Below are 26,472 nucleotides of genomic sequence, written 5' to 3'. Positions count from 1 at the left end.
CCTCTCAAAAACACCTGACATTATCGATAACAACCTGCTGTCCCCGCTGCGGCTTGTAGGCAAACTGGGCGTGGCATTTCGTTCCGTCCTCCAGCGACACCTCGATGGTGTTTTGCCCATGCAGGCCGCGGATATAAGCTTGGCCGTCATAGCCGATGACGAACTCCTCATCCGCGCCCTGCAATTTGCCGCTGAGCCCCGCCCGCAGGAATGCACCGGTCTTATCCTCGATCGTGACCAATGCAGCCTGCGGCGCTTCGGCCACGCCGAACTTGACGACGACACCGCTGCGGTCCGCCGGGACGACAATTTCCTTCGTTGCCGGCACGTCGGCATCGACTGGAAGATTCTTCGGATCGATAGACACCGTGTTCGGTTCATAGGAGTTGAGGTTAGGCACCAGGATCCGGCCGCTTTGACCGGTTTTACCGACGGGCCTGTTCTGCTGTTGAACTTCAACATCTGGGGCACCGACATCGACAACAGCGAAGGCATCGTCGATGCGGTTCGTTGCAAAGACGCTTCCTCCGGCGACGGCGATGGCGCCATCCATTCGTGCCGTCGCGCGTGCATCCTTATCCTGCTGCTGAACGCCGGCCTCGAACTGAGCAAATGGCGCCCGATAGCTGACTGCCGCCTCCCGGTTGGTATCCTGACCTTCGGATGTACGCAGCCGCCAGCCGAAACTGCCATTTTCCTGCTGTAGCGACTTCGAGACATCGGCGACGACATCGAGACCGTTCGGGCCGCTCTGAACGCCGGTGTTCGCGTTGATGTTGCCGCCGAAGGGGACTGAAATACCGGCAAAGATGCCGAAATTGCTGCGGTCCTCAAGGTCGGTGAATGCAGTAGCGTAGAGCGTCATGCGCTTGAACGTCTGACTATAGGAAAGACTGGCGATATTGCTCTTGGTGCGATCGGCGCTTTCAAGCCGCGTGTAGGAAAGGTTGAGGCTGGAAAGATCGAGCGGCGTCGGTACGCTAAGGGTGACCTGATCTAAGGCACGCGGCACGCCGGCGCTGAATATCGTAAATTCTCCCGAGGTGCTGGCCGTTGGTTTGGCGGAAACGGATGCGATGTCATCGTAATCGTCGAAGGCACGCTGCATGCGCGCATAGAAGGACCATCTGGCATAGTCCAGTTCCAGCGAGGCATTCAGTAGCGCGCCGGACCGGTCGCCGCTCTTGCTTCCCGCACCCGCGACCGATGCCACGCCCCAGGTCCCTACCGGAAAGGCGACACCCACACCGCCGTTCAGCAGATCCGTGCCGCCTTCAAAATGCCCCTCCAGTGTCAGCCAGTCGGTCAACCCGTAGCGAGCGGTGGCGACGCCCATGATCCGGCCGTCATAGTCGTCCGATTCCGTTCCGAAATTGCGCCGGGGGGTGCCGAGCTCCGCGGAGAAATCCATAAGGCCACGCCGCAAGAGCAGATTGGAAGAATAGAACGGCAATGTCTGGGTCGTTTCCCGCCCGAGGCTGTCGCGCAGCACGACGGTTGCCTGTCCTCCGCCGGAGAAGACAGGCAGGTTGGTAACCTCGAACGGTCCGGCGGGGACGTCGCCGGAATAGGTCCTGACATTCTGCGTATAGATCTCCAGCGTCGAGGGAACGGCCGCACTTCCTGCGAAAGCGGGCAGGGGTTCGGTCACCAGATCGGCGCGCAGCGCGAAATTGCGTTGGAACTGGATGCCGCCGAAATAGACCGGCCGCGTCCATGACAGGCCGCCGGTGGTCAGATCGCCGGCGCGATAAGTGACCAGATTTTTCGGATCCGAATAGCTCCAGGTGGTATTGAGGCGCGTCACGCCGTCGAGACTGCCGTTGGAATAGCCGGCGAGGAAAGATTGGCTGAGCGTGCCGTATGGGCTGAAAATGCGGGCATCAAATGAGCCGGATATCCCCTGGAAGATGTCTGTATCGCTTTTCAACAGACTGTTGGAGCTGGCAAAAAGCGAGTAGTTGAGCACAGCGCCGTAGCCCGATTGCGGTGTCGGGATCTTGCTCTCCTCCTGTTGCCTGACATTGATCACGTGGGGCGCACGTCCCTTGTCGGTCGCCTGGACATAGAGCCGCTGGGTTTGGTCATCGACCTGATATGACAGGCCGGGCAGGGCACCGAGTTCGATAAGCTTGTTTTCGTCGGCGTCTGCTGGGGGCTTTATGCCGACTTCGCGCAGTTCCTCGGCCGTTGCTGCGAGCGAACCATTCGGGCGCTGTTTGAAATTACCGATCATCTTCATCGAAACATTGTTGATGAATACTTCAAGGTAGACGTCACGCGTGCCGGCGGGCTGGTCGGCGGTTACAACAGCTGCCGGCAGATTTGGGACTTCCTGAGCACGCAGCACCGAAACCGAAAGAAGGATGCTTACAAGAACGGTGCCGGCCCTAACGCTTGGTAACGGCGATGTTCGCATTGAACGGCCCAAGATCGCTCTGGCCTTGCAAGGTGACAACGCTGGCGGATAAAGGCTTTGCGGTCGCGATGGGCCATTGCATCGTCGCGCCACTCAGGACGTAGCCGACTAGGCCGTTGCGGCTACCGATTTTTGCAGCTCCCTGTGCGAGTGTTACGTTCGACAGCCGGAAACGGCTACCGCCGTTATTCTTGCCTGTCAGAACCAGGCTGTTGCCTTGCTTGCTGACGTTCCACGAGACATCGGCCGGCTTCACATCGGCCTTCTTGAAGAAAATGGGGATAGAGTGGCGCATGATCAGCGTTACCGTTCCGGCACGAGCGCGCGCTGGATCCGGCAGTTCATCAACGATGACGCGATAGGTCTCCTCCGACCGCACCGGGGCTTTGCTGGTGCGAACCACCCGCACGACATATTGGCCGTTGGCGCTCATCTTGGCCGAAGGCGGGCTGGCAACAACGTCCCTTGTCGGCTCAAGCTTCTCTACGCCGCCCGTCTGGCTCCACTTGAAGATGCGCATCTGGACATTGATGGGATGGTCCCCGTCATTGGCGAGATTGAGGACTGCGGTACCGGCCGGCGCAATAAGCTCAAGACTGGTGGGCGCCACTCTTAATGACGCAGCGTTTACGCCATAGGTACTCAGTAGCAGAAACATAGTCGCAGCAATGCGTGGCAACCTGCGTTGCATGGTAGCCTCCTGGACCTATCGGTTTTTAGTAAGTGACGGTAATCGCCACTATGTCGGTGTAGACACCGGGAGCCGGTGTTGTCTGCGGAGGAACCCGCCCATAGACGGTAGCGTTCTTGACGCTGCCGTTACCGGTGTCCGATACCGTGTCTGTACCGATCGTCACACCCCATGGCTGCAGGTGCGCACTATCACGATAGAGACCATAATTTATCGTCGCCGACGCCGGACCCGTCATGACGCGGACGGCTGTCGTCGCGCCAGATCCTGAACCAGCGCTCAGGCCGATATTGTAGGTCTGCCCTGTTGTGCACTGGACGCCTATGGTGCTCGTCTGGTCGATATTGGTGGCGATGACGCCATTGGTGCCAAAATCGAGATCACTGGCGGTCTGGATCACGCATTGAGCCTGAATGGTGATGCGAACATTCATATTGCCGGTCGCAGTGGCGGCCATGGCGGATGGTTCTGCGATGATCATAGCGGCACCCAAAAGAACGGCGCCACGTAGTACTCTCAGCATTCGCAATCCCCCTAACCACATTCTCGAAAACATCAGAATATAAGAAACTAATCATATGTTATCGATTCTGGCAATGAGGTAGAAACCGAGTGTACGTGGTGAGGCAGTATCAAAGAGCCAAGGCGGCAGTATAGGCCAAATTTATTTAGCGCATACTTGTATATAAACGTTATTTTTGAGAAATATGGTTAACGTTATGTCGATTCATCAGTCTTGCGATTCAACAATTACAGCGGGAATACCTTTTTGACTTCTAGCGACCGCCGACTTTCAACAGTGATAATAAATAGAATGTGATTCCATTCGATCGCGACAAAGAGATTACGCTTTGGGCAGTATATGTCGCATATTCTCGGCGCCTTCATGGAATGAATGGGTAAACCGTAGATCTTCAGTTACTGGTCAGTCCCAACATTGCCGTATCCGATCTCTCGCGGCTGTCGCTGGAGCCGGAAAGCATCGCGTGGCTTACGGCGTCGATCATCGCATATTTCTCGGCTTGATAGTTCCAGTACTCCGATACGAACGTATGGGATAGCCAAAAGCCGCTCTTCCCGGGCGCACCTACCCAGCCAACGCTGCCGAATTCGGCTGCCCGCTTGAACAGCCGCTTCAGATGCGTTCTGGAAATCATGAATTGGCTCTGCATTACCTTCATCGACAGTGGGCCGATCAGTACTTTGTCGGCGGCAAAATCGATCGAGGTTATCCGTGAAATGAGGTAATCCATGACCGCACCGCCCGATGTCGCCCAATTGAACAGGCTGAACGTCACGCCAGGATTGCGAAGAATGTCGCTATCTATGATGCGCTTGGCGATGATGGGATGCATCTGCCAGATGACATCCGGATCTATGGCGACCTTGGCCATCCGGTTGCCGCCGTCGAGCGTGTCGAGCACGATGAGATGCGTGTGAAGCCAACGCGCCATATATTCACGGGTAAGCGCAGATGGCTCAAACAGCGTGATACGGCGGTCCGAGCTGCGCGGTACAGGCTGAATAAACTTGTAGGCCTGCATTTCCTTGAGGAAGGCAGCTGCCGTGTTGCGGCTGGCAAGGCCATGTTTCACCGCGAAGTCGATGAAGCGGCTACTATAAAGTCCGGGTATCGGCTCATCCGGATAGCCGAGAGACAGCGAGAAGCCGGCATGCGCAAGAAGCCATCGCTGTTGAGCCGCCATAATCGAGGCTATGCGAGGATTCTCGCTGTAAATAGCCATAAGCTCATGCGCACTATGCAGTATAGCCGAAAGAAAATGTTCGTTACGACCAAGCTCGTTTGCCGTTAATACCATGGGCGCCGCAGTTCATTGCCTTGAGGTTCATAAAGAAATCGTGGTCAGTCCCCAGCTCCAGCCACAGCATAATAAGATCACAAGATCATTTGCTTGTCTGCTGACACTCCCGATTAACTTTAAGGATAAAGCTTAATGATGCGATCCTGCATCAGGTGCTTGCTCGGAAGGCTCGGAGAAACCGGCCGATTCCCGAATTGTATCAATGACAATTTAGAAATTGCTTCCCGACGTGCTGCCGCGATTATCGCGCTGAAGCGAAGTGAAGGCATCCCCTGTAATGTTGACGATTTTTGGTTATCGCGGGTCCATTAATGTGCGCAAGGTTCTATGGCTTTGCGCTGAACTCGGTCTGAACTACAGCACCGAAGATTGGGGCGGCGGCACACGCCCGACATCGTCTCCGGAGTTTCTGCGCCTCAATCCGGCCGGTATGGTGCCCGTCATCGATGATGACGGTTTCATCCTTTGGGAATCGAACACGATACTGCGCTACCTTGCGGCGAGCCGCGGTCGTACGGATCTCTTGCCGGATGATCTGAAGCAGCGCGCCTCCATCGAGAAGTGGATGGACTGGCAGGTTTCCGATTTCAACAATAGTTGGCGCGTCGCCTTCCAGGCTTTGGTGCGCAAGAATCCGGCATATCAGGACAAGACCGCTATCGCTCAATCCCTGGACACATTTTCCGATCTGGTCGGCCGTGTCGCCGCGCAGATCGATCGGAGCGGTGGTTATGTCTGCGGCGGCAGTTTTACGCTTGCCGATATTCCCATAGGCCTCTCGATCCATCGCTGGCGAGCGCTGCCGGCGGCAAGGCCAGACCTGCCCATCATCGAGGATTACTACGAGCGGCTATGCTCGCGGGCGGGCTTCAGGGAATTCGGATTGAATGGCGGCCCATGAATCGTCTGCGTTGAACCGGTCAATCAGTCATTTCCATCAACATTTCTTTGCAAAAGGTCTGCAATTAGCCATGTTTCGGTAAAAGCCGCGCCACAGTTCTCCCCAAAATGGCCAGTTGAGATCTTGTCAAAAGGAGCGGTCGATGGATACGCAGCCTGTGGGATGGTGGAATGGCCAAAGCGAGGCGACCCGAAGGCTGGGCTCGGCGCTTGCGGTTTGCGGAACGGTGGTTGGTGCTCTCTATCTGATCGTTGAAACCGCCCCGACGGAGCGCGCCATGCGGTTCTTCGATGAGAGCGGTCGCATCGCAATCAGCAGCGCAAAATCCCTGCAGCATCCTGCGCCAAACGAGTTGCAGGTCGCGATCGATGCAAGCCCCGCGCGGCAATTGATGACTGTGCCGGTCCCGACCCCATCTCCATTGGCGTTGGTCAAAACTCCAGCGCCGGCGAAGCACATTGCCTCGCGTTCCGATACGGCCAAGGCCAAGGTCGCGGCTTCCGGCGATGTCGCGCGGTTCGACCGTTGCCTGCCGCAGTGTGAAACACGCGACCCCTTGATTGCCGGAGGTCCGGAATATGCCCAGGCCGAGCCGCCTTTGGTGGCCAACGAACCGCCTCCGGTTGCGGAGGAAAAAGTAGGTTTTCGCCCGCTGGCCGGCGCGCGCCACCTGTTAAGCCGAGCTGTGGATGCTCCTGTCATCATGCTTCGCCGCAGCCGACAGGCGCTTGACGATGTCGCGAACGCAGACTGGTAAATCGAGAACTTCGGAAACAGATATCAGCACCCGTTGCCGTATTTGAACGGCAACGGGTGCTTTTATTTCTGCCATAACCAGCCGTGTCCATGGGATGGCGATTACAGTCCACCAGCGCTCGCGGTGCTGCGCAGCAGCCGGCAAAGGCTGACAAGGCCAGAGTCAAAATTGCCAGAGGCCGTCACCTGACGACAGGCAATCAGCATGCGCTTCTGCTCGGCGCTCGACATTGTGTGGAAAGCGGTCAGGGTGCGGGTGCTTGAACCGGTACTTCCTGAGCCGAGCCCGAAGCCGCCCGTGCCGTTCGTTCCGCCAGTTGTCACTCCAGTACCACTGCCCGAACCAGTACCAGTGCCTGAACCAGTGCCTGTGCCAGTCCCTCCAGTACCGCTACCTGAGCCACCGACTCCCACACCGACCCCGACGCCAACTCCGGATCCGCCGAGCGAAACGCCAGCACCGGCATTGACGCCGCTGGACCCACCGACAGAGGCTCCGAGGCCTGCGTTGACACCGGCAGTATTGGCCGATGCGCCGACGCCGGCATTAATGCCGTTGGATCCGCCGACGGATGCACCGACACCCGCATTGACGCCACTTGTTCCGGATACCGAGGCACCCAAGCCGGCATTGACGCCATTCGCGCCGCCAACGGAAGCGCCAGCACCGACACCAAGCCCCTTGGAGCCTAGGCCGGCACCCAGGCCCGCATTGATTCCACCAATGGAGACGCCAAGACCCGCGCCGAGCCCACCACTGCTTCCGGACCGGCCGCCACCGTGATCCGTTCCGCCGCCGGGCTCTGCATAAGCAGTCGAAGTCAACAGAAGAAATGCGGATGCGACAATCGCTATCCGTGAAGATCCTACTCTCATGACTAAACTCCGTTTCAGTTTTGGCTGCTTGAATAGCCAGTTTCTGATATTCGGAGCGCGCGCGCCGTAGAGTTGGAATGAATGGACAAACTTATTGTTCTTTCCTCCCAAGACCAACCTGCAGTATAATCTAATTTAGTAATGCTGCAATAACATTTTACACGAATGCCTTGCACAATGACAACGCTACCAACCTCCAACCGGTAGAGATGCCTTATCTTGCAACAGGGCTATTATGCTTGAGTATTAAAAACGAAATCTATTCTGAAGGAGCGAGCGACTATGCGCGCTCCGCCCAGATCTTTGCCAATTCGACAAGCGTCTTGACCGACTTTTCCATATCCTGCCGACTAACCCATTCAAGCGGTGAGTGAAAGGCATGGCCGCCGGCGAAAAGATTGGCGCATGGAAGACCCATGAAGGAGAGTCTTGAACCGTCCGTACCGCCGCGAATACTGCCGCGCACCGGCGTCATGCCGGCGCGCCGGATTGCCTCTACGGCATAATCGGCGATCTGCGGATGGCGATCGAGGATCACCTTCATGTTGCGGTACTGATGCCTGACTGTGAATGTGTAGGAAGAGCCGGGATAAGCAGTCATGACGTCCTTGACGATCTGCTCCAGTATCGCCTCCTTGACGGCGAGCCCTGCGTCATCGAAGTCACGGATGATGAGGCCGAGCGAGGCCTTTTCCATTGAACCGCTGACACCGGTCGGATGAATGAAGCCATCTCGGCCAGCCGTCGTTTCGGGAGCCAGGTCCTTCGGCAACCTGTCGATGATCGCGCCGGCAATCTTGATGGCGTTTTCCATCTTTCCCAAGGCAAAGCCTGGATGGATGGCAACACCCTGGATCACGATTTCGACGCCATCCGCCGAAAAAGTCTCATCCTCGATATGCCCGGCAGTTTCGCCATCCACGGTATAAGCAAATTCCGCGCCGAGCTTTTTCAGATCCACCTTGTCGACGCCGCGGCCGATTTCCTCATCGGTCGTGAACAGGAGCTTGATCGTGCCGTGGCGGATGTCGGGATTGTCGACGAGATACTGAGCCGCCGTCACGATTTCGGCGAGGCCCGCCTTGTCGTCGGCACCCAGCAGCGTCGTGCCGTCCGAGGTGATGATGTCGTTGCCGAGCTGGTCGCGCAGGGCAGGGTGCTCATCGACGCGAATGATTTGTTGAGGGTCGCCCGTGAGCCTGATGTCGCCGCCGCCATAGTTTCGCAGGACCTGTGGCTTGACGTTCGTGCCCGTGAAATCTGGCGCGGTATCCATATGAGAGCAGAAGCAGATCACCGGAACCGGCTTGTCGACATTGGACGGAATGGTCGCGTAGACATAACCGTGCTCGTCCAGATGCGCATCCTTCAAGCCGATCGCCAGCAATTCTTCGACCAGAATCCGCCCGAGGTTCTTCTGCTTCTCCGTGGACGGCTGTGTGGTCGAAGACGCATCGGACTGCGTGTCCACGACGACGTAGCGAAGGAAACGATCGGTGACGGTATCGGTCATGGGGTTTGGCTCCGGTATGGTTTTGGCCTTGCGCTGACAGCTATAGCCGCCGAAGACGCAGGCGTGAATCCATTATTGTAAAAGAAAATCGACGATCCTGGGGACGATGCAGATATCCGCTGACGGCCACTGCGAAACAGCGACGCCGGCCAAATGAAAAGGCCGCCCCGTCTTGTAACGGGGCGGCCGTATATTCATCCGGGCTGTAAAACCTTACTCGGTCGCGGTCAGCGTTACCGAGGTGCCGGTCGCTGCGACGTTGAGGCCGAGCTGACCCGTCACGCTCACGGTCTGAAGCTGGATGGAACCAGCCGTGCCACCGACGAGGATGTTCGTGCCGACGCCGGCACCCACGGTCGCTTCAACGGTTGCACCTTGATAGAGGCCACTCAGAGAGCCGCGATGATAGCCGGCTGTCGGTGCGAAGACGAGCCAGACAAGCCGGCTGCGAGTCGTAAAGCCCAGATCGACGCCCATCTTCCTGATCGCGCCGGTGTAATGATCAACGCGTGCGCGTCCGACCGTCGAATGGAAGGTGCAATCCACTTCCTTGGCCGAGCCGAGGACATAGCCGACACCGCCACCGATTTCGCAATCGAGGTAGCCGATCTTGACGCCATTGCGCTGGTCGGTATCGTCCTCGCGGTAGGTCTGCAGGTCCGCCGCGCGTGCCACTGCCGTGCCGGCGACAATCAACGATGCGGCTGAAAACGCCAGTGTCAGAATTTTTCTCATCTGTTTTCTCCTTGTCAGAGTATTTATGGGTGGCGGGCACCCTCGGGTCGAGCCGATAGAATCAACCTCTACCTAACGCTTGTAATCGCAGAACGATCCCAAAAATAAGGCGGCTATCGTCATGATCCCTCAAACAATATAGGGAGCGGCGGCTGCAGTGGCAGCCCCTTGCCTTTCACGTTTTGCAACCGACTGAATCGCGCCGCGTCAAATCGGCCACGCAAGACAGACGAGTCCCTATTTTTCCTTGATCACGCTTCCTGCAGCAGCTTCTCTTTGGCTGTGAAAGCAAAAACGTCGACCGGTTCGCCAAGACCCTTGAGCGGGAAGGCGCCCAGGCTTTCCATATCGCGCTGGCAGCCAGCCATTTCGACGAAGGCCTTGGACAGCAACACCGGCCGTTTCACTTCCTTGGTCAGCGTTTCCAGGCGCGAAGCGATGTTCACGGCCGGACCGATGACGGTGAAGTCGAGACGGGTGCGCGAACCGATATTACCGTACATCACGTCACCGACATGAACGCCGACGCCATAGCGAAGCACTTCGCGACCGTTCTTGCGATTTTCCTCGTTTAATGCCGTGACCGCCGCCTGCGCCTCGCTGATGGAAAGGAGCAGATTGTGGCAGGCATCGGGGTTGCTAAGCGGAAAGATGGCGAGCAAGCCGTCGCCCATGAATTTCAGGATTTCGCCGCCATGCTTTTCGATGGGGTCGACCATCGCGTCGAAATAGCCGTTGAGCAACTCGATGACGTCGTCGCGCGGCCACATATCAGAGATGGTGGTAAAGTCGCGAAGATCGCAGATCAGGATGGCCGCGCCGACGGTGGCGCCGCTGCCACGCGTCGTTGCGCCGGCAAGGATCTGTTCGCTGGCATGCGGCCCGACATAGGTGCGCAATAGTGTGCGCGCCATGATGTTCTTCAACCTGATTTCGGTCACCATCGTCAGGGCCGGGAGCAAATCCTTCAGGACAGTGATGTGCGCTTCTGTAAAGCCGCCGGGCGCATCCGAGGAGAAGGTGACGATATGACGCTTGCCAAGCGTGTGGTAAATCGGCCAGGCGATGTAGTCGGTCAATCCTTCCGCATGCAGTTCCCTGTAGAGCGGATAGGCAAATTGCTCCCCATTTGGAACCTCGAGATTTTTCCGGACTTCGGTTGCGCCATTGAAGATTTCATTGATGGGGCTTGCCAGAAACTGCGGCGTCTTGTCGACGCCGTGGCTGAATGTGGCGATATCGCCTTCCTTCATGCCTGTCCGCCAGAGGATCCGCGCGCCGAGCCACTGCGGATGCAGCGTCCTGAAATGCATGCTCGATCGTGCAACGGGGATTCCGGCAGCCACGAGCTTCTCGCACAGCTCTACGAGAATATTGTCTATGAAACGCTGATCGCGAACATCATTCATCAGCCAATCGAGGATCTTGTTCTGTTTCGTCGGCCAGCAGCCATAATCGTCTTTTTCCAAGCTAGCCACTGCTTCACTAGAAGATTGCATTTCCTTTACCCCACAAATTTCTTCGCCTGCCATCGGCTGTCTTAACGCCCCGGTTCAAGGTGTGAACATACGCCCCTTGTGATTTGCCGGGAACGGCACTTGCCCCGATTTCGCAATTTTGTCAGCCGTGCGCTCGACTATGGCGCGAAAACGCTGAATCGGTCATATGCCTCATATGGTTCTGCAGCTTCCGCGCTGCAACGGTCTGTCGGAAAGGCAAAAAGCATTGAGAGCATATTTGGCAGGTCCGGAGGTTTTCCTCCCCAATGCGAGGGAAATGCTGGACTGCAAGATTGCCCTGGCGCGCAGCTATGGTTTCACTCCGGTGTCACCCGGCGATCTGACCATCCCGGAAACCGAAACGAGATACCAGCACGGCCTCGCCATCAGCGCCATCAACGAAAGCCTGATGTCGAGCGCCGATCTGATCATCGCCAATCTGACGCCGTTTCGCGGCATATCGGCCGATGTCGGCACGGTCTTCGAGCTTGGCTTCATGTGTGCCCGCGGCTGTCCAGCCTTTGCTTTCTCCAATTGCGCGGAAAACCATTTCGAGCGGGTGAGCAGTCTCCATGGCGGCGACGTGCAGCTCGGTCCCGATGGGCGCCACCGCGGACCGGATGGATTGTCGCTGGAAAATTTCGACATGATCGACAATCTGATGCTCGATGGAAGCATCGCGGCGCGCAACGGCACCATAATCACCCGCAAGGTGGCGCCGGATCAGTTGTTCCTCGACCTGACAGCGTTTGAAGAGTGCCTGAATCTGGCGGCGCAAAGACTGCTGAAGACGACCGCTCGAGCCTGAATCGAGCCTTTGGCCGATTTGCCTCGGATCCTGATAGGCTCAGGATGCAAGGCGCTCGGCACCCAGCGAAAGCGCCAGCGCCTCAAGTTCCTCATAAAGAGATTCCGCGAAGCTGCGCAGTACCGTCAGCTCGAAGTCTTCGGCGCCGGTGCGTGTCAGCTGTATTGAGATATGGCCGAAGAGGGTCATGGCCGCGTGTCCCTCAGGAAAAGCCGAAGCATGAAGATCGACGGCTGTGCCCCTGCTCAGCAATTCGGTGGCAAGGGGGCCTGAAACGCCGATCCGGATGCGGCCATGGCTCTGGTCGGAGACAAAGGCGCTGCCGACCAGAGCATTGGAAAGCTGGTTCACAATCGTATTGGGAAGCACGTCTTTACCGGCAATGAACCATTGCCGGTATCCGGCCGGCCGTACGGAACTTTCCTTGATGCCCACTGCGGAAAGATGCGCCTCAAGCCCGTCGGCCGTGAGCGCTCCCATTACATGCAGCATATGCCCCTCCGGCAAAGCTTCAAGCCGGATGCTCGGCCCATGCAGAGCGGCCTTGCCAGCGAGTACGGGTTTTCTTTCGAGGAGATCAGGCATGAAGCTTCTCGTTCTCAGGATCGATGAAGACCGGGCTGCAGAGCTGCCCTTCGGTGAATTCGTTTCGAAGGCCGTTCCAGACCAGGACTCTCTCGCCGATCCGCTCGGGTCCGTTCTTGACCAGTGCGAGGCCGATCGTATGGCCAAGGCTTGGTGAGAAGGCGCTGGAGGTCACATAACCCTGATCGTTTTCGAGCGTCGCTGCCGCGCCCTCCGCCAGAATATGGGCGCCAGTGCGGAAGCTTGTTGCCGGATCCAGCGGCTTGACGCCGACGAGGCGAGCACGGTCAGCGGCCTGAAGGCCCTCGCGCGCAAGCATCGCCTTGCCGATGAAATCGGCCTTTGTTGAGGAGACCATGCGGGCAAAGCCGAGATCGCCCGGCGTCACCGTGCCGTTGATCTCGGCATGAGTGACATGGCCCTTCTCGATCCGCATGACGCCGAGCGCTTCGGCGCCATAGGGGCAAATCCCATGCTTCTGTCCTGCGTGCATGATCGCATCGGCGACGGACTCACCGTATGCGGCGGGTACGCCGAGCTCATAGGCAAGTTCACCCGAAAACGAGATGCGAAACAGCCGTCCCTCGAGCTTGCCGCCGAACAGCGTCACCGTGCGTGCGCTCATGAAAGGGAAAGCGGCGTCCGAAAGGTCGTCATCGACGATCTCTGCCAGGATGGCGCGGGCTTCCGGCCCCGCGACCGCCATCTGTGCCCATTGATCGGTCGATGAGGCGAAATAGACCTCGAGCTCGGGCCAAAGCGTCTGGGCGCAGAATTCGAGGTGTGTCAGCACACCGGCGGCAAGCGCCGTCGTCGTGGTCATGAAGAAATGATCTTCGCTCAAGCGGCTGGTGGTGCCATCGTCATAGATCATGCCGTCTTCACGCAGCATGATGCCGTAACGCGCCTTGCCGACCGGAAGCTTGGCAAAACCGTTGCAGTAGATTCGGTCGAGGAAGGTCACCGCGTCCTTGCCGAAAATTTCGATCTTGCCGAGCGTCGAGACATCGCAGATGCCGGCATTCCTGCGGATGTTGAGAACTTCCCGATCGACGCTTTCGCGCCAGGTTTTTTCTCCTTCGCGCGGGAACCAGGAGGAGCGATACCAGAGCCCGGTTTCGACAAAGACCGCGCCATTCTTCTTCGCCCAGCCATGCAGCGGGGATTTGCGGGCTGGCTGGAAATGCTTGCCGCGCGACGAACCGGTGAGGGCGCCGAAGGAAACCGGCGTGTAGAAGGGCCGGAATGTTGTGGTGCCGACCTCCGCAGGCGAGACACCGCGCGCCTCGGCGAGAATGCCGATGGCGTTGATATTGGAGAGCTTGCCCTGATCGGTCGCCATGCCATTCGTCGTATAGCGCTTGGCAAGCTCGACATGACCGTAGCCTTCGCGCACGGCAAGACCGAGATCCTTGAGGTGAACGTCGTTCTGGTAATCGACGAAAGCCTTGCCCTTGCCTCCCTTGACGGACCAGAGCGGCGAGGCGGATGACTGGGTATCTTCTCCGGAAGCAAAGGCCGGCTCCGCCTTGGCAAAGCCGATCTCCTTGAGCGCTTCCACTGCCTTGCTCGCACCATCACCAAGGCACGCTTCCGTCGAGGCAAGACCGGCAGCAGAGCCCGCAACGAACAGCCCCTCCTGCCTTTCCGGCGCGAGGAAGGCTGCATGCCTGTCGGACCAGACGGGCTTTCCTCCGCGATGGCAGGCGAGGTGAATGATCGGGCTCCAGCCGCCTGACATGGCAAGCGCATCGGCCTCGATCTTTTGCGTGCCCGAAGCACTCGCGATGCTCACGCCGCGCACATGCTTGCCGCCATGCGCATCGACGATGCAAGCACCTGTCAACACTCGGGCCTTACCCGCCCACGCATCGCTTCCGCCGGAGCGGCTATCGATGATGGCGGCAACCTCGACGCCCGCAGCTTCGAGATCGGCGGCTGTCCGATAGCCGGATTGGTTGGTGGTGAACACAACGGTCCGCTTCCCGGGGGCGACAGCCTGACGGTTCAGATAGCTGCGCATGGCACCTGCCATCATGACGCCCGGAATATCGTTGCCGCCGAAGACGAGCGGCCGCTCTTCCGCACCAGTAGCGAGAATGGCTTGCCTTGCGATGATGCGCCAAAGACGCTCAACCGGCCGGCGTGTGTCGGGTGCCGCGACATGCTTCTGCACACGTTCCACGGCGCCGAAGACGTTGTCGTCGTACCAGCCGATAATAGTCGTGCGCGGCAGGCACTGGACGTTCGGCAGGCTTTCAAGTTCCTTAAGAATGTCACTGAGTGGCGACTCGCGTTCTGCAAGCAGACCACCACCAAAGACAAAACCCTCGTCGGCAAGCAGGACTCGTGCGCCTGCACGCCCCGCCGTCAATGCGGCGGCAAGCCCCGTCGGCCCTGCGCCGATGACGAGCAGATCGCAATGCGCCCAGCATTTTTCATAGGAGTCCGGATCGGATTCGTAGGATGCCTTGCCGAGACCGGCAGCCTTGCGGATGATCGGTTCGTAGACTTTCTCCCAGAAGCCGGCCGGCCACATGAAGGTCTTGTAGTAGAAGCCGGCGCTGAGGAAGGGGGAGAGCAGGCTGTTGACGGCGCCGACGTCGAAGCCGAGCGAAGGCCAGCGGTTCTGGCTGCGCGCGATCAGCCCGTCATAAAGCTCGATCATCGTGGCGCGACTGTTGGCTTCCGTTCGCCCGCCTGCGCCTGTTGTCACAAGGGCGTTGGGCTCGGCGGCTCCTGCCGTCAGGATGCCGCGTGGCCGATGATATTTGAAACTGCGCCCGACAAGTTGGATACCGTTGGCGAGCAAGGCAGAGGCAAGCGTATCGCCAGGGTGGCCCTGAAGATCGCGACCATCGAAACTGAAGCTGAGGGTCTTGGAACGATCGATCCGGCCACCGGAAGAAAGGCGAGAACTGGTCATCCCTGGCCTCCGAGCTTGGCAAGCGCTGCGTCGCTCACACCATGGACCTTGTGGGTGACCGTATCGCGCTCGACGACCAGCCAACGCCGGCAGCCGGAGGAATGGTGCCAATATTCCTTGTGTCGACCCCTCGGATTGTCGCGTAGATAGACATAATCATACCAGACGTCGGAACCGGCATCTGACGCGGGACGAACAAGGTTCGCGTCGCCCTTGATGGTGAATTCCTCTTTCGGGCGAAGACCGCAGTGAGGGCAGGAAATCAGGCTTGCCATGTCGTCATGTCCTCAATGCAGGTTCGGCTGCGCGCCGACACCTTTTTCATCGATCTGATAGCCGCGCCGGAAACGGTCGAGGCGCAGTTGCGTGGCCGTTTCGTGCGGCTCGTTGCGAGCGATCAGATGGGCGTAGCAATAGCCAGAGGCCGGTGTGGCCTTGAAGCCGCCATAGCACCAGCCGGCGTTCAGATAGAGATTGTCGATGTGGGTGCGATCGATAATCGGCGAGCCGTCCATGCTCATATCCATCACGCCGCCCCAGCTGCGCAGGTAGCGCACGCGGGTCAGCGACGGGATCAAGGCGACGCCAGCCTCGGCGACATGCTCGACGGTCGCGAGATTGCCGCGCTGCGCATAGGAATTATAGCCGTCGATATCGCCGCCGAAGACGAGGCCGCCCTTGTCCGACTGCGAAACGTAGAAATGCCCGGCACCGAAGGTAACGACGCAATCAATGAAAGGCTTCAAGCCTTCGGAAACGAAAGCCTGCAGCACATGGCTCTCGATCGGCAAACGTAGCCCGGCCATGTCGGCGACGACGGTGGAGTTGCCGGCTGCCGCAAGCGCCAGCTTGCCGCAGCCGATGAAGCCTTTTGTTGTCTCGACGCCGGTCACCCGGCCATTCTCGCTACGAATGCCTGTGACTTCGCAGCCGGTAATGATATCGACGCCGCGGCTGTCGGCGCCGCGCGCATAGCCCCAGGCAACTGCATCGTGACGCACCGTACCGCCGCGCGGCTGCAACAAGCCGCCCATGATGGGAAAGCGGGCATTATCGAAATCGAGGAAGGGCAGTTTCTGGCGAACCATTTCCCGGTCGAGAAATTCGGCATCGACGCCATGCAGACGCATGGCGTTGCCGCGCCTCGTATAAGCGTCCCGCTGTGCATCGGAGTGAAAGAGGTTGATCACGCCGCGCTGCGAGACCATGGCGTTGAAATTGAAGTCCTGCTCCAGCCCCTCCCAGAGCTTCATCGAGAGCTCGTAGAACGGGTTGTTGCCGGGCAGGAGGTAGTTGGACCGGATGATCGTCGTGTTGCGGCCGATATTGCCGGAGCCGAGATAGCCCTTTTCCAGAACGGCAACGTTAGTGATGCCGAAGGTCTTCGCAAGATAATACGCCGTCGCCAATCCATGGCCGCCGCCGCCAACGATGATGACATCGTAATGCGGCTTCGGCTCGGGTTGGCGCCAGGCAGGAGCCCAGCCGGCATTGCCGCGGAGACCGTTGAGGAGAATGGAGAGAGCGGAATAGCGCATGGATTCATCCAGATGGAATTGCGCTGATGATGACAGGGTAAGAAATGTCTACTTGCCTATTCAGGACATATTTAGATAGAAAAAGGACATGTCTTCGGTCGACGCCAAAAACCTCCAGCATATCGGCTTCATCCTGATCCCGGGATTCGCGCTGATGTCCTATGCTTCGGCGAGCGAGCCGCTGCGCGCCGCCAATCTGCTGGCCGGGCGTGAGATCTATCGACTGTCGAGCTTCTCGCCAGATGGTGCATCCGCCCTGTCCTCCGGCGGTGTACCCGTTCCAGCAGCGCCGCTTCCGGGGCGAGGTTCCGGCCTTGGCACGGTATTCGTGTGCGCAGGCGGATCGCCACGCGACTGGCACTATTCGGCGGTGCTGGCTTGCCTCAGGCAGTTGGCACGTGAGGGGGTGCGCATCGGCGGCATTTCAGGCGGCCCCTATATGCTTGCTGCCGCAGGTCTTTTGGACGACCGTGATTTCACCATCCATTGGGAACATGCACCGGCACTCCTCGAGTCGTTTCCAGCCCTTTCGCCACGCCAGGCCCGTTTCGTCGTCGACGGTAACCGCATCACCTGCGGCGGCGGCATCGCGCCGCTCGACATGATGCATGTGCTGATCTCCGAGCGGATGGGACCGGATTTCGCTCGCCGCGTCAGCGACTGGTATCTGCACACGGAAGTCGGCGAACCGACCGCCCCGCAACGCGGCTCGCTTGCCGAGCGCTACGGCGTCCACCATCCCGGCCTGCTGAGCGTGCTGGAGAAGATGGAGGAGACGATCGAGATGCCGCTCGATCGCACCGCCATGGCGCGGATCGCCGGCGTTACGCCGCGCCATCTCGACCGGCTGTTTGCCGCGCATCTCGGTTCGACATTCCTCGACCAATATCGCCGCATCCGGCTGCAGCATGCCCGGCGGCTCCTCGAACAGAGCCCGCTGTCGATTTCCGAAATCGCTGTTGCCACCGGCTTTTCCAGTGGCGCGCATTTCTCCCGCGCCTTTCGCAACCTTTACGGTATGGCGCCCAGCGAAACGCGAAGAGCGTAATTTTCGTCGCAGTTGAGAAAATTTCACCGTGAGGATAGAATGGCCATGACAATAAATGGCCGTAAGGATTTATGAATGAAGAGCAAGCCGGGGAAGACATTGATCGAAGAGCATCCGCATGGCGGACGGCCGGCTTTCTCCCAGGATCCGCACGCAGTGCGCGAGCCGAAAGAAAACAATCTCGAAATGGCGATCGGCCACGAGGTGCGCGCCTATCGCAAGAAGCTCGGCATCACGGTGACGGACCTTGCGGCGGCGACCGGAATTTCACTCGGGATGCTCTCGAAGATCGAAAACGGCAATATCTCGCCGTCCCTGACAACACTGCAATCGCTCTCCCGCGCGCTTGGCGTGCCGCTCACCGCCTTCTTCCGCCGCTATGAAGAGCCGCGCAACGCCGTTTTCGTCAAGGCTGGCCAGGGTGTGGAGCTCGAACGGCGTGGCACGCGCGCCGGCCATCAATATAATCTGCTCGGCCATATCGACAACAATTCCAGCGGCGTCATCGTCGAACCCTATCTGATCACGCTGACAGTCGATTCCGACGTCTTCCCGACCTTTCAGCATGAGGGGATGGAGTTTCTCTATATGATCGAGGGCGAAGTGGTCTATCGCCATGGCGACCAGCTTTTCCCCATGCAACCCGGCGACAGCCTGTTCTTCGATGCGGACGCGCCGCATGGCCCGGAAGTGCTGGTAAAACTGCCGGCAAAATACCTCTCGATCATCAGTTACCCACAACGCGGCAAGATCGACTGACTTGCCTTAAAAGAAAAAATTATTCTTTCCAGTTGAAATTCGAAAACGGACCTGATAGCCATTTTGCAGACGCGAAATGGAGGGTCTGATCATGTGCGGAATTGTGGGTCTCTTCCTGAAAGACAAAAGCCTTGAGCCAAAGCTCGGCGCGCTTCTTTCGTCCATGCTTGTCACGATGACGGACCGCGGTCCGGACAGCGCCGGCATCGCGATTTACGGTGGCGCTGATGGCAAAAATGCCAAGATCACTGTCCAGTCAGCCAATCCCAAAAAGGACTTTGACGGTCTTGAGCATGATTTGAGACGCGCGCTGGATGCGCCGGTTTCGGTCGAAGTCAAAAGCACGCATGCCGTCATCACGCTCGCCAGCGACAAGCTGGATGAGGGCAGGGCGGCGATTACGGCTCTACGTCCCGACGTTCGTGTCATGAGCAGCGGCGACGCCATCGAGATCTACAAGGAAACGGGCCTTCCGAAGGACGTCATCTCTCGTTTCGGCGTCACCTCCATGTCCGGAACGCATGGCATCGGCCACACCCGCATGGCAACGGAATCGGCCGTCACCACGCTCGGCGCCCATCCGTTCTCGACCGGCTCGGATCAATGCCTTGTCCACAACGGCTCCCTCTCGAACCACAACAATCTTCGTCGGGAACTCGTGCGGGAAGGCATGACCTTCGAAACGCAGAATGACTCAGAAGTCGCGGCCGCCTATCTGACGGCCGAAATGGCCAAGGGCAAGGACCTCGGCGAGGCTTTGACCGGCGCGCTCAGCGATCTCGATGGCTTCTTCACCTTCGTCGTCGGCACGAAGTCAGGCTTCGGCGTCGTTCGCGATCCCATCGCCTGCAAGCCAGCCGTCATGGCCGAAACCGATCAATATGTCGCTTTCGGTTCCGAGTACCGCGCGCTCGTCAGCCTGCCGGGTATCGAAGATGCCCGCATCTGGGAGCCGGAGCCGGCCACCGTCTATTTCTGGGATCACGAAAAGGCCGCCTAGTTCAGTCCTGGTGCTATCGAGAAAGTTCTTTCATGCCAGTTTTCGATCTATCCGTTACTTCGCTGCGCGAATTTAACAGCATACTTCACAGCCTCTCGGCCGGCGCCAATGATAACGCCTTCGAGGTCGTCAATCCGCGCGGCCATCATGCCGTTGCCGTCGGCATCGACACACCAGTCACCGTCGATATCAGAGGATCGGTCGGCTATTATTGTGCTGGCATGAACGACGGCGGCACGGTCACCGTGCATGGTTCGGCAGGACCGGGTGTCGCGGAAAACATGATGTCGGGCACCGTCGTCATCGAGGGTGATGCCAGCCAGTATGCCGGGGCAACCGGCCAGGGCGGCCTTCTGGTCATCAAAGGCAATGCGGCTTCGCGCTGCGGCATCTCGATGAAGGGTATCGATATCGTCGTGCATGGCAATATCGGCCACATGTCCGCCTTCATGGGGCAATCCGGCCATCTGGTGGTGCTCGGCGATGCCGGCGATGCCTTGGGCGACAGCCTCTATGAGGCAAAGCTCTTCGTCCGCGGCTCGGTGCAGAGCCTGGGTTCGGATTGCATCGAGAAAGAGATGCGGCCGGAGCATATCGCCAAGCTCTCCGAACTTCTCGAAAAGGCTGGCGTCAAGGATGTCAGGCCGGAAGAGTTCAAGCGTTATGGATCGGCGCGCAAGCTCTACAATTTCAATATCGACAATGCCGACGCGTACTGAGGCGAAAGGGACATCATGAGCTATCACAACCCGCTGACGCCGCCCCGCAAATCCGCAACCTTCGACGATCATACGCTGGCAGAAATCCGCCGGGCGGCAGCAACGGGGATCTATGATATCCGGGGTGCCGGCACCAAGCGCAAGGTCCCGCATTTTGACGACCTTCTCTTCCTCGGTGCATCGATCTCGCGTTATCCGCTCGAAGGCTATCGCGAGAAATGCGACACAACAGTCGTTCTCGGCAGCCGCTTTGCCAAGAAGCCCATCACGCTCAAGACCCCGATCACCATTGCCGGTATGAGCTTCGGCGCCCTATCGGGCAATGCCAAGGAAGCGCTCGGCCGCGGCGCCACGATTGCCGGCACATCCACCACGACCGGTGACGGCGGCATGACCAATGAGGAACGTGGTCACTCGCAGACCCTCGTCTATCAGTATCTTCCCTCGCGTTACGGCATGAACCCGAAGGATCTGCGCCGTGCGGATGCGATCGAAGTCGTCGTGGGGCAGGGCGCCAAACCGGGCGGCGGCGGCATGCTGCTCGGCCAGAAGATCTCCGATCGCGTCGCTCATATGCGCAATCTGCCGAAGGGTATCGATCAGCGCTCGGCCTGCCGTCATCCGGACTGGACCGGACCGGACGATCTTGAAATCAAGATCATGGAACTGCGCGAAATCACCGATTGGGAAAAGCCGATCTATGTGAAGGTCGGCGGCGCACGTCCCTATTACGATACGGCCCTTGCGGTAAAGGCCGGCGCGGATGTCGTCGTGCTCGACGGCATGCAGGGCGGCACGGCCGCAACCCAGGATGTCTTCATCGAAAATGTCGGCATGCCGACGCTTGCCTGCATTCGTCCCGCCGTTCAGGCGCTGCAGGATCTGGGCATGCATCGCAAGGTGCAATTGATCATCTCCGGCGGCATTCGTTCCGGCGCTGACGTTGCTAAGGCGCTGGCACTTGGTGCCGATGCCGTTGCCATCGGCACGGCGGCGCTTGTTGCGCTTGGCGACAATGATCCGCGCTGGGAGGAAGAGTATCAAAAGCTCGGCACGACGGCCGGCGCTTATGATGACTGGCACGAGGGCAAGGACCCCGCTGGCATCACCACGCAGGACCCGGAACTTGCCGCGCGGCTCGATCCGGTCGCTGCTGGCCGACGCCTCGCCAACTATCTTAAGGTGATGACGCTCGAAGCACAGACGATTGCGCGTGCTTGCGGCAAGAATCATCTGCATAATCTCGAACCGGAGGACCTGTGCGCGCTGACGATGGAGGCCGCGGCCATGGCGCAGATCCCGCTTGCCGGCACCAACTGGTATCCGGGCAAGGGAGGCTACTAATCAAGTGACTTTTCCGATCGGGCCGAAGAGCCCGGCGGCTGCATGCATACATCGAAGTGTCTCGAAGAAATCCAAAGGGGAACGAGAATGACACTGGATCTTGCTGCTTTTGCGAAAGACAAAGGCATCAAATATTTCATGATCAGCTACACCGATCTTTTTTCCGGTCAGCGCGCCAAGCTGGTGCCGGCCCAGGCGATTGCCGGAATGCAGGAGGATGGCGCGGGCTTTGCCGGTTTTGCCACCTGGCTCGACATGACGCCTGCCCATCCCGACCTCTTTGCCGTGCCGGACCCATCCTCTGTCATCCAGCTCCCATGGAAGAAAGAGGTTGCATGGGTTGCCGCCGATTTGATGATGGATGGCGAGATCGTCGCCCAGGCGCCTCGCAACGTGCTGAAGAAGCTCGTCAAGCAGGCCGAAGCGGAAGGCAAGCGGGTCAAGACCGGCGTCGAGGCCGAATTCTTCCTGATCACCGCCGATGGCGGCAAGATTTCGGATGAATACGACACTGCCGAAAAGCCCTGCTACGATCAGCAGGCCGTGATGCGCCGTTACGATGTCATCGCCGAGATCTGCGATTACATGCTTGAACTCGGCTGGGGCGCCTACCAGAACGACCACGAGGACGCCAACGGCCAGTTCGAAATGAACTGGGAGTTTGACGACGCCCTTCAGACGGCAGACAAGCATTCCTTCTTCAAGTTCATGGTCAAGTCCATTGCCGAAAAGCATGGCTTGCGCGCAACCTTCATGCCGAAACCCTTCAAGGGTCTGACGGGCAATGGTTGCCATTGCCATATCTCCGTCTGGAGCAATGACGGCAGGACCAATGTCTTTGCTGACAGGGAGGCCGAATTCGGTCTTTCGGCCGAAGGCAGGCACTTCCTCGGCGGCATCATGAAACATGCCTCATCGCTTGCGGCTATCACCAATCCGACTGTGAATTCCTACAAGCGCATCAATGCGCCGCGCACGACGTCGGGTGCCACCTGGTCGCCGAATACGGTAACCTGGACCGGCAACAACCGCACTCACATGGTGCGCGTGCCGGGTCCCGGTCGCTTCGAACTGCGCCTGCCTGATGGTGCGGTCAATCCCTATCTGCTCCAGGCGATCATCATCGCCGCTGGCCTCGACGGCTTGCGCAACAAGGCCGATCCCGGTCCGCATCATGATATCGACATGTATGCGCAAGGGCATCTGGTGAAGAATGCGCCGCGCCTGCCGCTCAACCTGCTTGATGCGCTGAGAGCCTATGACGAGGACGAGGGCCTGAAGGAAGCCATCGGCTCGGAATTCTCCGCGGCCTACCTGAAACTCAAGCATCAGGAATGGAACGCCTACTGCTCGCATTTCACGCAGTGGGAGCGCGACAGCACGCTCGATATCTGAGCGCGGAGCGGACGATTGCCCGGATAAGTGCGTGTGCCGGAGTTTTATGCTCCGGCGCGGCGCAGCTTTGGCCTAAGACGGCGGAGGAAGATCATCATGAAGAGCTATGTACTGACAGTTGCGTGCAAGTCGACACGCGGGATCGTGGCGGCGATTTCGAACTATCTGGCCGACCAGGGCTGCAACATCGTCGATTCCAGCCAGTTCGACGACCTCGACACCGGCATGTTCTTCATGCGCGTCTCCTTCATCTCCGAGGAAGGGGTCGGCGAGACGGCGCTGGCCGAAGGCTTCAGGCCGATCGCCACCAAGTTCGACATGGCTTCAGAGTTCCACGACGCCAAGAAGCGCATGAAGGTGCTGCTGATGGTCTCGCGCTTCGGCCATTGCCTGAACGACCTGCTCTATCGCTGGAAGATCGGCGCGCTGCCGATCGACATCGTCGGCGTCATCTCCAACCATTTCGAATATCAGAAGGTCGTGGTCAATCACGACATCCCCTTCCACCATATTCCGGTGACCAAGGCCAACAAGCCGGAGGCGGAAGCCCGGATCATGGATGTTGTCGAGCAGACCGGCACGGAACTGATCGTGCTTGCCCGCTACATGCAGATCCTGTCGGATTCGATGTGCCAGAAGATGTCTGGCCGCATCATCAACATCCACCATTCCTTCCTGCCGTCCTTCAAGGGCGCAAATCCTTACAAGCAGGCCTATGAGCGCGGCGTGAAGCTGATCGGGGCGACGGCGCATTATGTCACCGCCGATCTCGACGAGGGTCCGATCATCGAGCAGGACACGGCGCGCATCACGCATGCGCAGTCGGCCGACGATTACGTCTCGATCGGCCGCGATGTCGAGAGCCAGGTTCTCGCCCGTGCCATCCATGCGCATATCCATCACCGCAATTTCATCAACGGCAACCGCACCGTCGTCTTCCCGGCGAGCCCGGGCTCCTACGCGTCCGAGCGGATGGGCTGAGCCATGGCTGTCGCGACAGTGATCGACGGCAAGGTTGCAGCGGCTTCGGTGATCGAGGCTGTGAAGGTGGCGGCGGCAGGGCTTGAGACGGAGACCGGCGTGAAGACCGGACTTGCGGTCGTGATCGTCGGCGACGATCCGGCCAGCCACGCCTATGTGAACTCCAAGAGCAAGATGGCCAAGGAATGCGGCTTCAAGTCGATCCAGCACACGCTGCCCGCTGAGACGACGCAAGACGCGCTCGCAAGCCTCGTGGCATCGCTGAACGAAGATCCCTCCATCCACGGCATTCTGGTGCAGCTGCCGTTGCCGAAGCATCTGGATTCCGATCCGATCATCCAGTCGATCCGGCCGGACAAGGATGTCGATGGTCTGCATGTGGTCAATGCCGGCAAGCTGGCAACCGGCGATCTTGAAACCGGCTTGATCTCCTGCACGCCGGCCGGCGCCATGCTTCTGGTGCGCCGTATTCATGGCGACGACCTGTCGGGGCTGAACGCCGTGGTCATCGGCCGCTCCAACCTGTTCGGCAAGCCGATGGCGCAATTGCTGCTCAATGCCAATGCGACTGTGACGACGGCGCATTCGAGGACGAAGGATCTGGCCTCGGTCTCGCGCGGCGCCGATATTCTGGTTGCCGCCGTCGGCCGCCCGGAGATGGTCAAGGCCGACTGGATCAAGCCAGGCGCAACGGTCATCGATGTCGGCATCAACCGCATTGCGGCACCGGAGCGGGGCGAGGGCAAGAGCCGTCTGGTGGGCGATGTTGCCTATGCGGAAGCGTCCGATGTCGCCGCTGCCATCACGCCGGTTCCCGGCGGTGTCGGGCCGATGACGATTGCCATGCTGATGGCCAATACCGTCATTGCAGCTCATCGCACCGCCGGTCGGAAGCCGCCGAAGTTTTGAACAAAATGCCGTCCGGGCGATGACAAAAAACCACTCGGATCGGCTTGCCAAGGCATGAAAGACGACTATAGTCAGGAAATAATTATTCCATAGAAGAAAATGAGGGAACGAAATGGCATTATCATGGCGTTTCTCCGCCTTGGCGGACCGGCACCGTGCTCTCGGATCAAAACTCGAAGACTGGAGCGGCATGGGAACCGCCTGGACCTACGAGAAGGACATGTCGGACGAACATGTCGCGATCCGCACCAAGGCCGGGCTGATGGACGTTTCCGGCCTCAAGAAGGTGCATCTGGTCGGCCCGCACTCCATCGCCGTGCTCGACCATATCACCACCCGTGACATGTCGAAGATCTATCCCGGCCGCTCGGTCTACGCCGCGATGCTGAATGATCGCGGCTACTTCACCGACGACTGCATCGTCTACCGTACCGGCCCGAATTCCTGGATGCTGGTGCATGGTTCTGGCTCCGGCCACGAGGAACTCGTCAAGCAGGCAGCCGGCCGCAACTGCGCCGTCCTATTCGACGACGATCTGCACGACCTCTCATTGCAAGGCCCGGTCGCCGTCGATTATCTCGCCAAATACGTGCCTGGGATCCGCGATCTCAAATATTTCCATCACATGCAGACGACGCTATTCGGCGCCCCTGTGATGATCTCGCGCACCGGCTATACCGGTGAGCGCGGCTATGAAATCTTCGTACGCGGCCAGGATGCCGCGATGGTCTGGGATCGCATCGTCGCTGAGGGCAAGGAGATGGGGATCATTCCCTGCTGCTTCAGCGTCCTCGACATGCTGCGCGTCGAAAGCTATCTGCTCTTCTACCCCTATGATAACTCGCAGATGTATCCTTTCGCCGATCAGCCACCCGGCGACAGCCTCTGGGAACTCGGCCTCGACTTTACAGTCAGCCCCGGCAAGACCGGCTTCCGCGGTGCCGAGGAACATGCCCGCCTCAAGGGCAAGGAGCGTTTCAAGATTTTCGGCATGCTGATCGATGCCGACGGCCCGGCCGATCTCGGCGACGAAGTCTTTGCCGATGGCAAGAAGGTCGGCGTCATCACCTGCCCCTGCTATTCTGCGCTGACGAAGAAATCGATGGCGATCGCTCGTCTCGATGTCGACAAGGCAGTGCAAGGCACCAAGCTTGAGGTGCGTGGCAAGAGCTTGAAGGCAAGCGCCATCGCGCATACGCTGCCATTCGACGATCCGGAGAAGAAGAAGAGGACGGCCATCGGCTAAG

The 26,472-nt window shown here is 59.0% G+C and carries 24 protein-coding genes; 12 read left to right on the top strand and 12 right to left on the bottom strand.

Annotated elements, in window-relative coordinates:
• Window positions 1-4 precede the first annotated feature (4 nt).
• The 4 genes from ACQZ6F_RS01145 to ACQZ6F_RS01130 form a co-directional block, all read right to left on the bottom strand.
• A complete protein-coding gene (locus tag ACQZ6F_RS01145; RefSeq protein WP_449095688.1) occupies window positions 5-2,419 on the bottom strand; it encodes a fimbria/pilus outer membrane usher protein in 2,415 nt (804 codons plus the stop codon).
• A complete protein-coding gene (locus ACQZ6F_RS01140) occupies window positions 2,391-3,110 on the bottom strand; it encodes a fimbrial biogenesis chaperone (protein ID WP_449095687.1) in 720 nt (239 codons plus the stop codon). The genes ACQZ6F_RS01145 and ACQZ6F_RS01140 overlap by 29 nt, the downstream gene beginning before the upstream one ends.
• Window positions 3,111-3,135: 25 nt before the next feature.
• Window positions 3,136-3,633, bottom strand: coding sequence for a Csu type fimbrial protein (locus tag ACQZ6F_RS01135; protein ID WP_449095686.1), 498 nt, complete (start codon window positions 3,631-3,633; stop codon window positions 3,136-3,138).
• A 391-nt stretch (window positions 3,634-4,024) separates the two neighbouring features.
• Window positions 4,025-4,930 (bottom strand): hypothetical protein, encoded by a 906-nt coding sequence (locus ACQZ6F_RS01130; protein WP_449095685.1) that lies wholly within the window; start codon window positions 4,928-4,930, stop codon window positions 4,025-4,027.
• Window positions 4,931-5,210: 280 nt separating this feature from the next.
• Here ACQZ6F_RS01130 and ACQZ6F_RS01125 point away from each other — a divergent pair, with 280 nt between their 5' ends.
• Both ACQZ6F_RS01125 and ACQZ6F_RS01120 read left to right on the top strand, forming a co-directional pair.
• A complete protein-coding gene (locus ACQZ6F_RS01125; RefSeq protein WP_449095684.1) occupies window positions 5,211-5,834 on the top strand; it encodes a glutathione S-transferase family protein in 624 nt (207 codons plus the stop codon).
• Window positions 5,835-5,976: 142 nt separating this feature from the next.
• Window positions 5,977-6,591 carry a hypothetical protein gene (locus ACQZ6F_RS01120; RefSeq protein WP_077468237.1) on the top strand — a complete coding sequence of 205 codons (615 nt, stop codon included), beginning with the start codon at window positions 5,977-5,979 and terminating at the stop codon, window positions 6,589-6,591.
• 101 nt (window positions 6,592-6,692) lie between these two features.
• On the opposite strand, the gene ACQZ6F_RS01115 is transcribed toward ACQZ6F_RS01120, so the two are convergent.
• The 4 genes from ACQZ6F_RS01115 to ACQZ6F_RS01100 form a co-directional block, all read right to left on the bottom strand.
• Window positions 6,693-7,466 carry a hypothetical protein gene (locus ACQZ6F_RS01115; RefSeq protein WP_077468238.1) on the bottom strand — a complete coding sequence of 258 codons (774 nt, stop codon included), beginning with the start codon at window positions 7,464-7,466 and terminating at the stop codon, window positions 6,693-6,695.
• A gap of 280 nt (window positions 7,467-7,746) precedes the next feature.
• A complete protein-coding gene (gene pepT / locus ACQZ6F_RS01110; RefSeq protein ID WP_449095683.1) occupies window positions 7,747-8,979 on the bottom strand; it encodes a peptidase T in 1,233 nt (410 codons plus the stop codon).
• A 213-nt stretch (window positions 8,980-9,192) separates the two neighbouring features.
• Window positions 9,193-9,714, bottom strand: coding sequence for a DUF992 domain-containing protein (locus ACQZ6F_RS01105; RefSeq protein WP_077468240.1), 522 nt, complete (start codon window positions 9,712-9,714; stop codon window positions 9,193-9,195).
• A 251-nt stretch (window positions 9,715-9,965) separates the two neighbouring features.
• On the bottom strand, window positions 9,966-11,213 hold the full coding sequence (locus ACQZ6F_RS01100) for an adenylate/guanylate cyclase domain-containing protein (RefSeq protein ID WP_449095682.1): 1,248 nt from the start codon (window positions 11,211-11,213) through the stop codon (window positions 9,966-9,968).
• Between the two features lie 277 nt (window positions 11,214-11,490).
• Here ACQZ6F_RS01100 and ACQZ6F_RS01095 point away from each other — a divergent pair, with 277 nt between their 5' ends.
• A complete protein-coding gene (locus ACQZ6F_RS01095; RefSeq protein ID WP_449095681.1) occupies window positions 11,491-12,021 on the top strand; it encodes a nucleoside 2-deoxyribosyltransferase in 531 nt (176 codons plus the stop codon).
• 39 nt (window positions 12,022-12,060) lie between these two features.
• Here ACQZ6F_RS01095 and ACQZ6F_RS01090 read toward each other — a convergent pair whose 3' ends face one another.
• Genes ACQZ6F_RS01090 through ACQZ6F_RS01075 form a run of 4 tightly spaced genes read right to left on the bottom strand, consistent with a single transcriptional unit; the run spans window position 12,061 to window position 17,070 of the window.
• Window positions 12,061-12,606 carry a sarcosine oxidase subunit gamma gene (locus ACQZ6F_RS01090; protein ID WP_449095680.1) on the bottom strand — a complete coding sequence of 182 codons (546 nt, stop codon included), beginning with the start codon at window positions 12,604-12,606 and terminating at the stop codon, window positions 12,061-12,063.
• Window positions 12,599-15,532 carry a sarcosine oxidase subunit alpha gene (locus ACQZ6F_RS01085; RefSeq protein ID WP_449095679.1) on the bottom strand — a complete coding sequence of 978 codons (2,934 nt, stop codon included), beginning with the start codon at window positions 15,530-15,532 and terminating at the stop codon, window positions 12,599-12,601. Before ACQZ6F_RS01085 ends, ACQZ6F_RS01090 begins: the two co-directional genes overlap by 8 nt.
• The gene (locus ACQZ6F_RS01080; RefSeq protein WP_449095678.1) at window positions 15,529-15,807 is read right to left on the bottom strand and encodes a sarcosine oxidase subunit delta; all 279 of its coding nucleotides are present in this window, start codon (window positions 15,805-15,807) and stop codon (window positions 15,529-15,531) included. The genes ACQZ6F_RS01085 and ACQZ6F_RS01080 overlap by 4 nt, the downstream gene beginning before the upstream one ends.
• A 12-nt stretch (window positions 15,808-15,819) precedes the next feature.
• Window positions 15,820-17,070: a sarcosine oxidase subunit beta family protein gene (locus tag ACQZ6F_RS01075; RefSeq protein ID WP_068392504.1), complete on the bottom strand. Its 1,251-nt coding sequence runs from the start codon at window positions 17,068-17,070 to the stop codon at window positions 15,820-15,822.
• Window positions 17,071-17,158: 88 nt separating this feature from the next.
• Between ACQZ6F_RS01075 and ACQZ6F_RS01070 the strand changes: the two genes are divergently transcribed.
• From ACQZ6F_RS01070 to ACQZ6F_RS01030, 9 genes are all read left to right on the top strand, one after another.
• On the top strand, window positions 17,159-18,118 hold the full coding sequence (locus ACQZ6F_RS01070) for a GlxA family transcriptional regulator (RefSeq protein ID WP_449095677.1): 960 nt from the start codon (window positions 17,159-17,161) through the stop codon (window positions 18,116-18,118).
• A 75-nt stretch (window positions 18,119-18,193) separates the two neighbouring features.
• Window positions 18,194-18,877, top strand: coding sequence for a helix-turn-helix domain-containing protein (locus ACQZ6F_RS01065; RefSeq protein WP_077468247.1), 684 nt, complete (start codon window positions 18,194-18,196; stop codon window positions 18,875-18,877).
• Between the two features lie 91 nt (window positions 18,878-18,968).
• Window positions 18,969-19,877 (top strand): class II glutamine amidotransferase, encoded by a 909-nt coding sequence (locus ACQZ6F_RS01060; protein ID WP_449095676.1) that lies wholly within the window; start codon window positions 18,969-18,971, stop codon window positions 19,875-19,877.
• A gap of 32 nt (window positions 19,878-19,909) precedes the next feature.
• Window positions 19,910-20,596: a GltB/FmdC/FwdC-like GXGXG domain-containing protein gene (locus ACQZ6F_RS01055; protein ID WP_068392495.1), complete on the top strand. Its 687-nt coding sequence runs from the start codon at window positions 19,910-19,912 to the stop codon at window positions 20,594-20,596.
• Between the two features lie 15 nt (window positions 20,597-20,611).
• On the top strand, window positions 20,612-21,940 hold the full coding sequence (locus tag ACQZ6F_RS01050) for an FMN-binding glutamate synthase family protein (protein WP_449095675.1): 1,329 nt from the start codon (window positions 20,612-20,614) through the stop codon (window positions 21,938-21,940).
• Between the two features lie 87 nt (window positions 21,941-22,027).
• A complete protein-coding gene (glnT, locus tag ACQZ6F_RS01045) occupies window positions 22,028-23,335 on the top strand; it encodes a type III glutamate--ammonia ligase (protein ID WP_068392489.1) in 1,308 nt (435 codons plus the stop codon).
• Window positions 23,336-23,431: 96 nt separating this feature from the next.
• Window positions 23,432-24,316, top strand: coding sequence for a formyltetrahydrofolate deformylase (gene purU, locus ACQZ6F_RS01040; protein WP_449096320.1), 885 nt, complete (start codon window positions 23,432-23,434; stop codon window positions 24,314-24,316).
• 3 nt (window positions 24,317-24,319) lie between these two features.
• Window positions 24,320-25,225, top strand: a complete 906-nt coding sequence (gene folD / locus ACQZ6F_RS01035; protein WP_449095309.1) for a bifunctional methylenetetrahydrofolate dehydrogenase/methenyltetrahydrofolate cyclohydrolase FolD — start codon at window positions 24,320-24,322, stop codon at window positions 25,223-25,225.
• A gap of 112 nt (window positions 25,226-25,337) precedes the next feature.
• Window positions 25,338-26,471: an aminomethyltransferase family protein gene (locus ACQZ6F_RS01030; RefSeq protein WP_449095310.1), complete on the top strand. Its 1,134-nt coding sequence runs from the start codon at window positions 25,338-25,340 to the stop codon at window positions 26,469-26,471.
• The last annotated feature ends 1 nt before the right edge of the window (window position 26,472 follow it).

This window comes from Rhizobium sp. A22-96 (assembly GCF_053521805.1).
The sequence above is the reverse complement of the archived record's forward strand: the minus strand, read 5'-3'. Positions and strand labels throughout refer to the sequence as shown.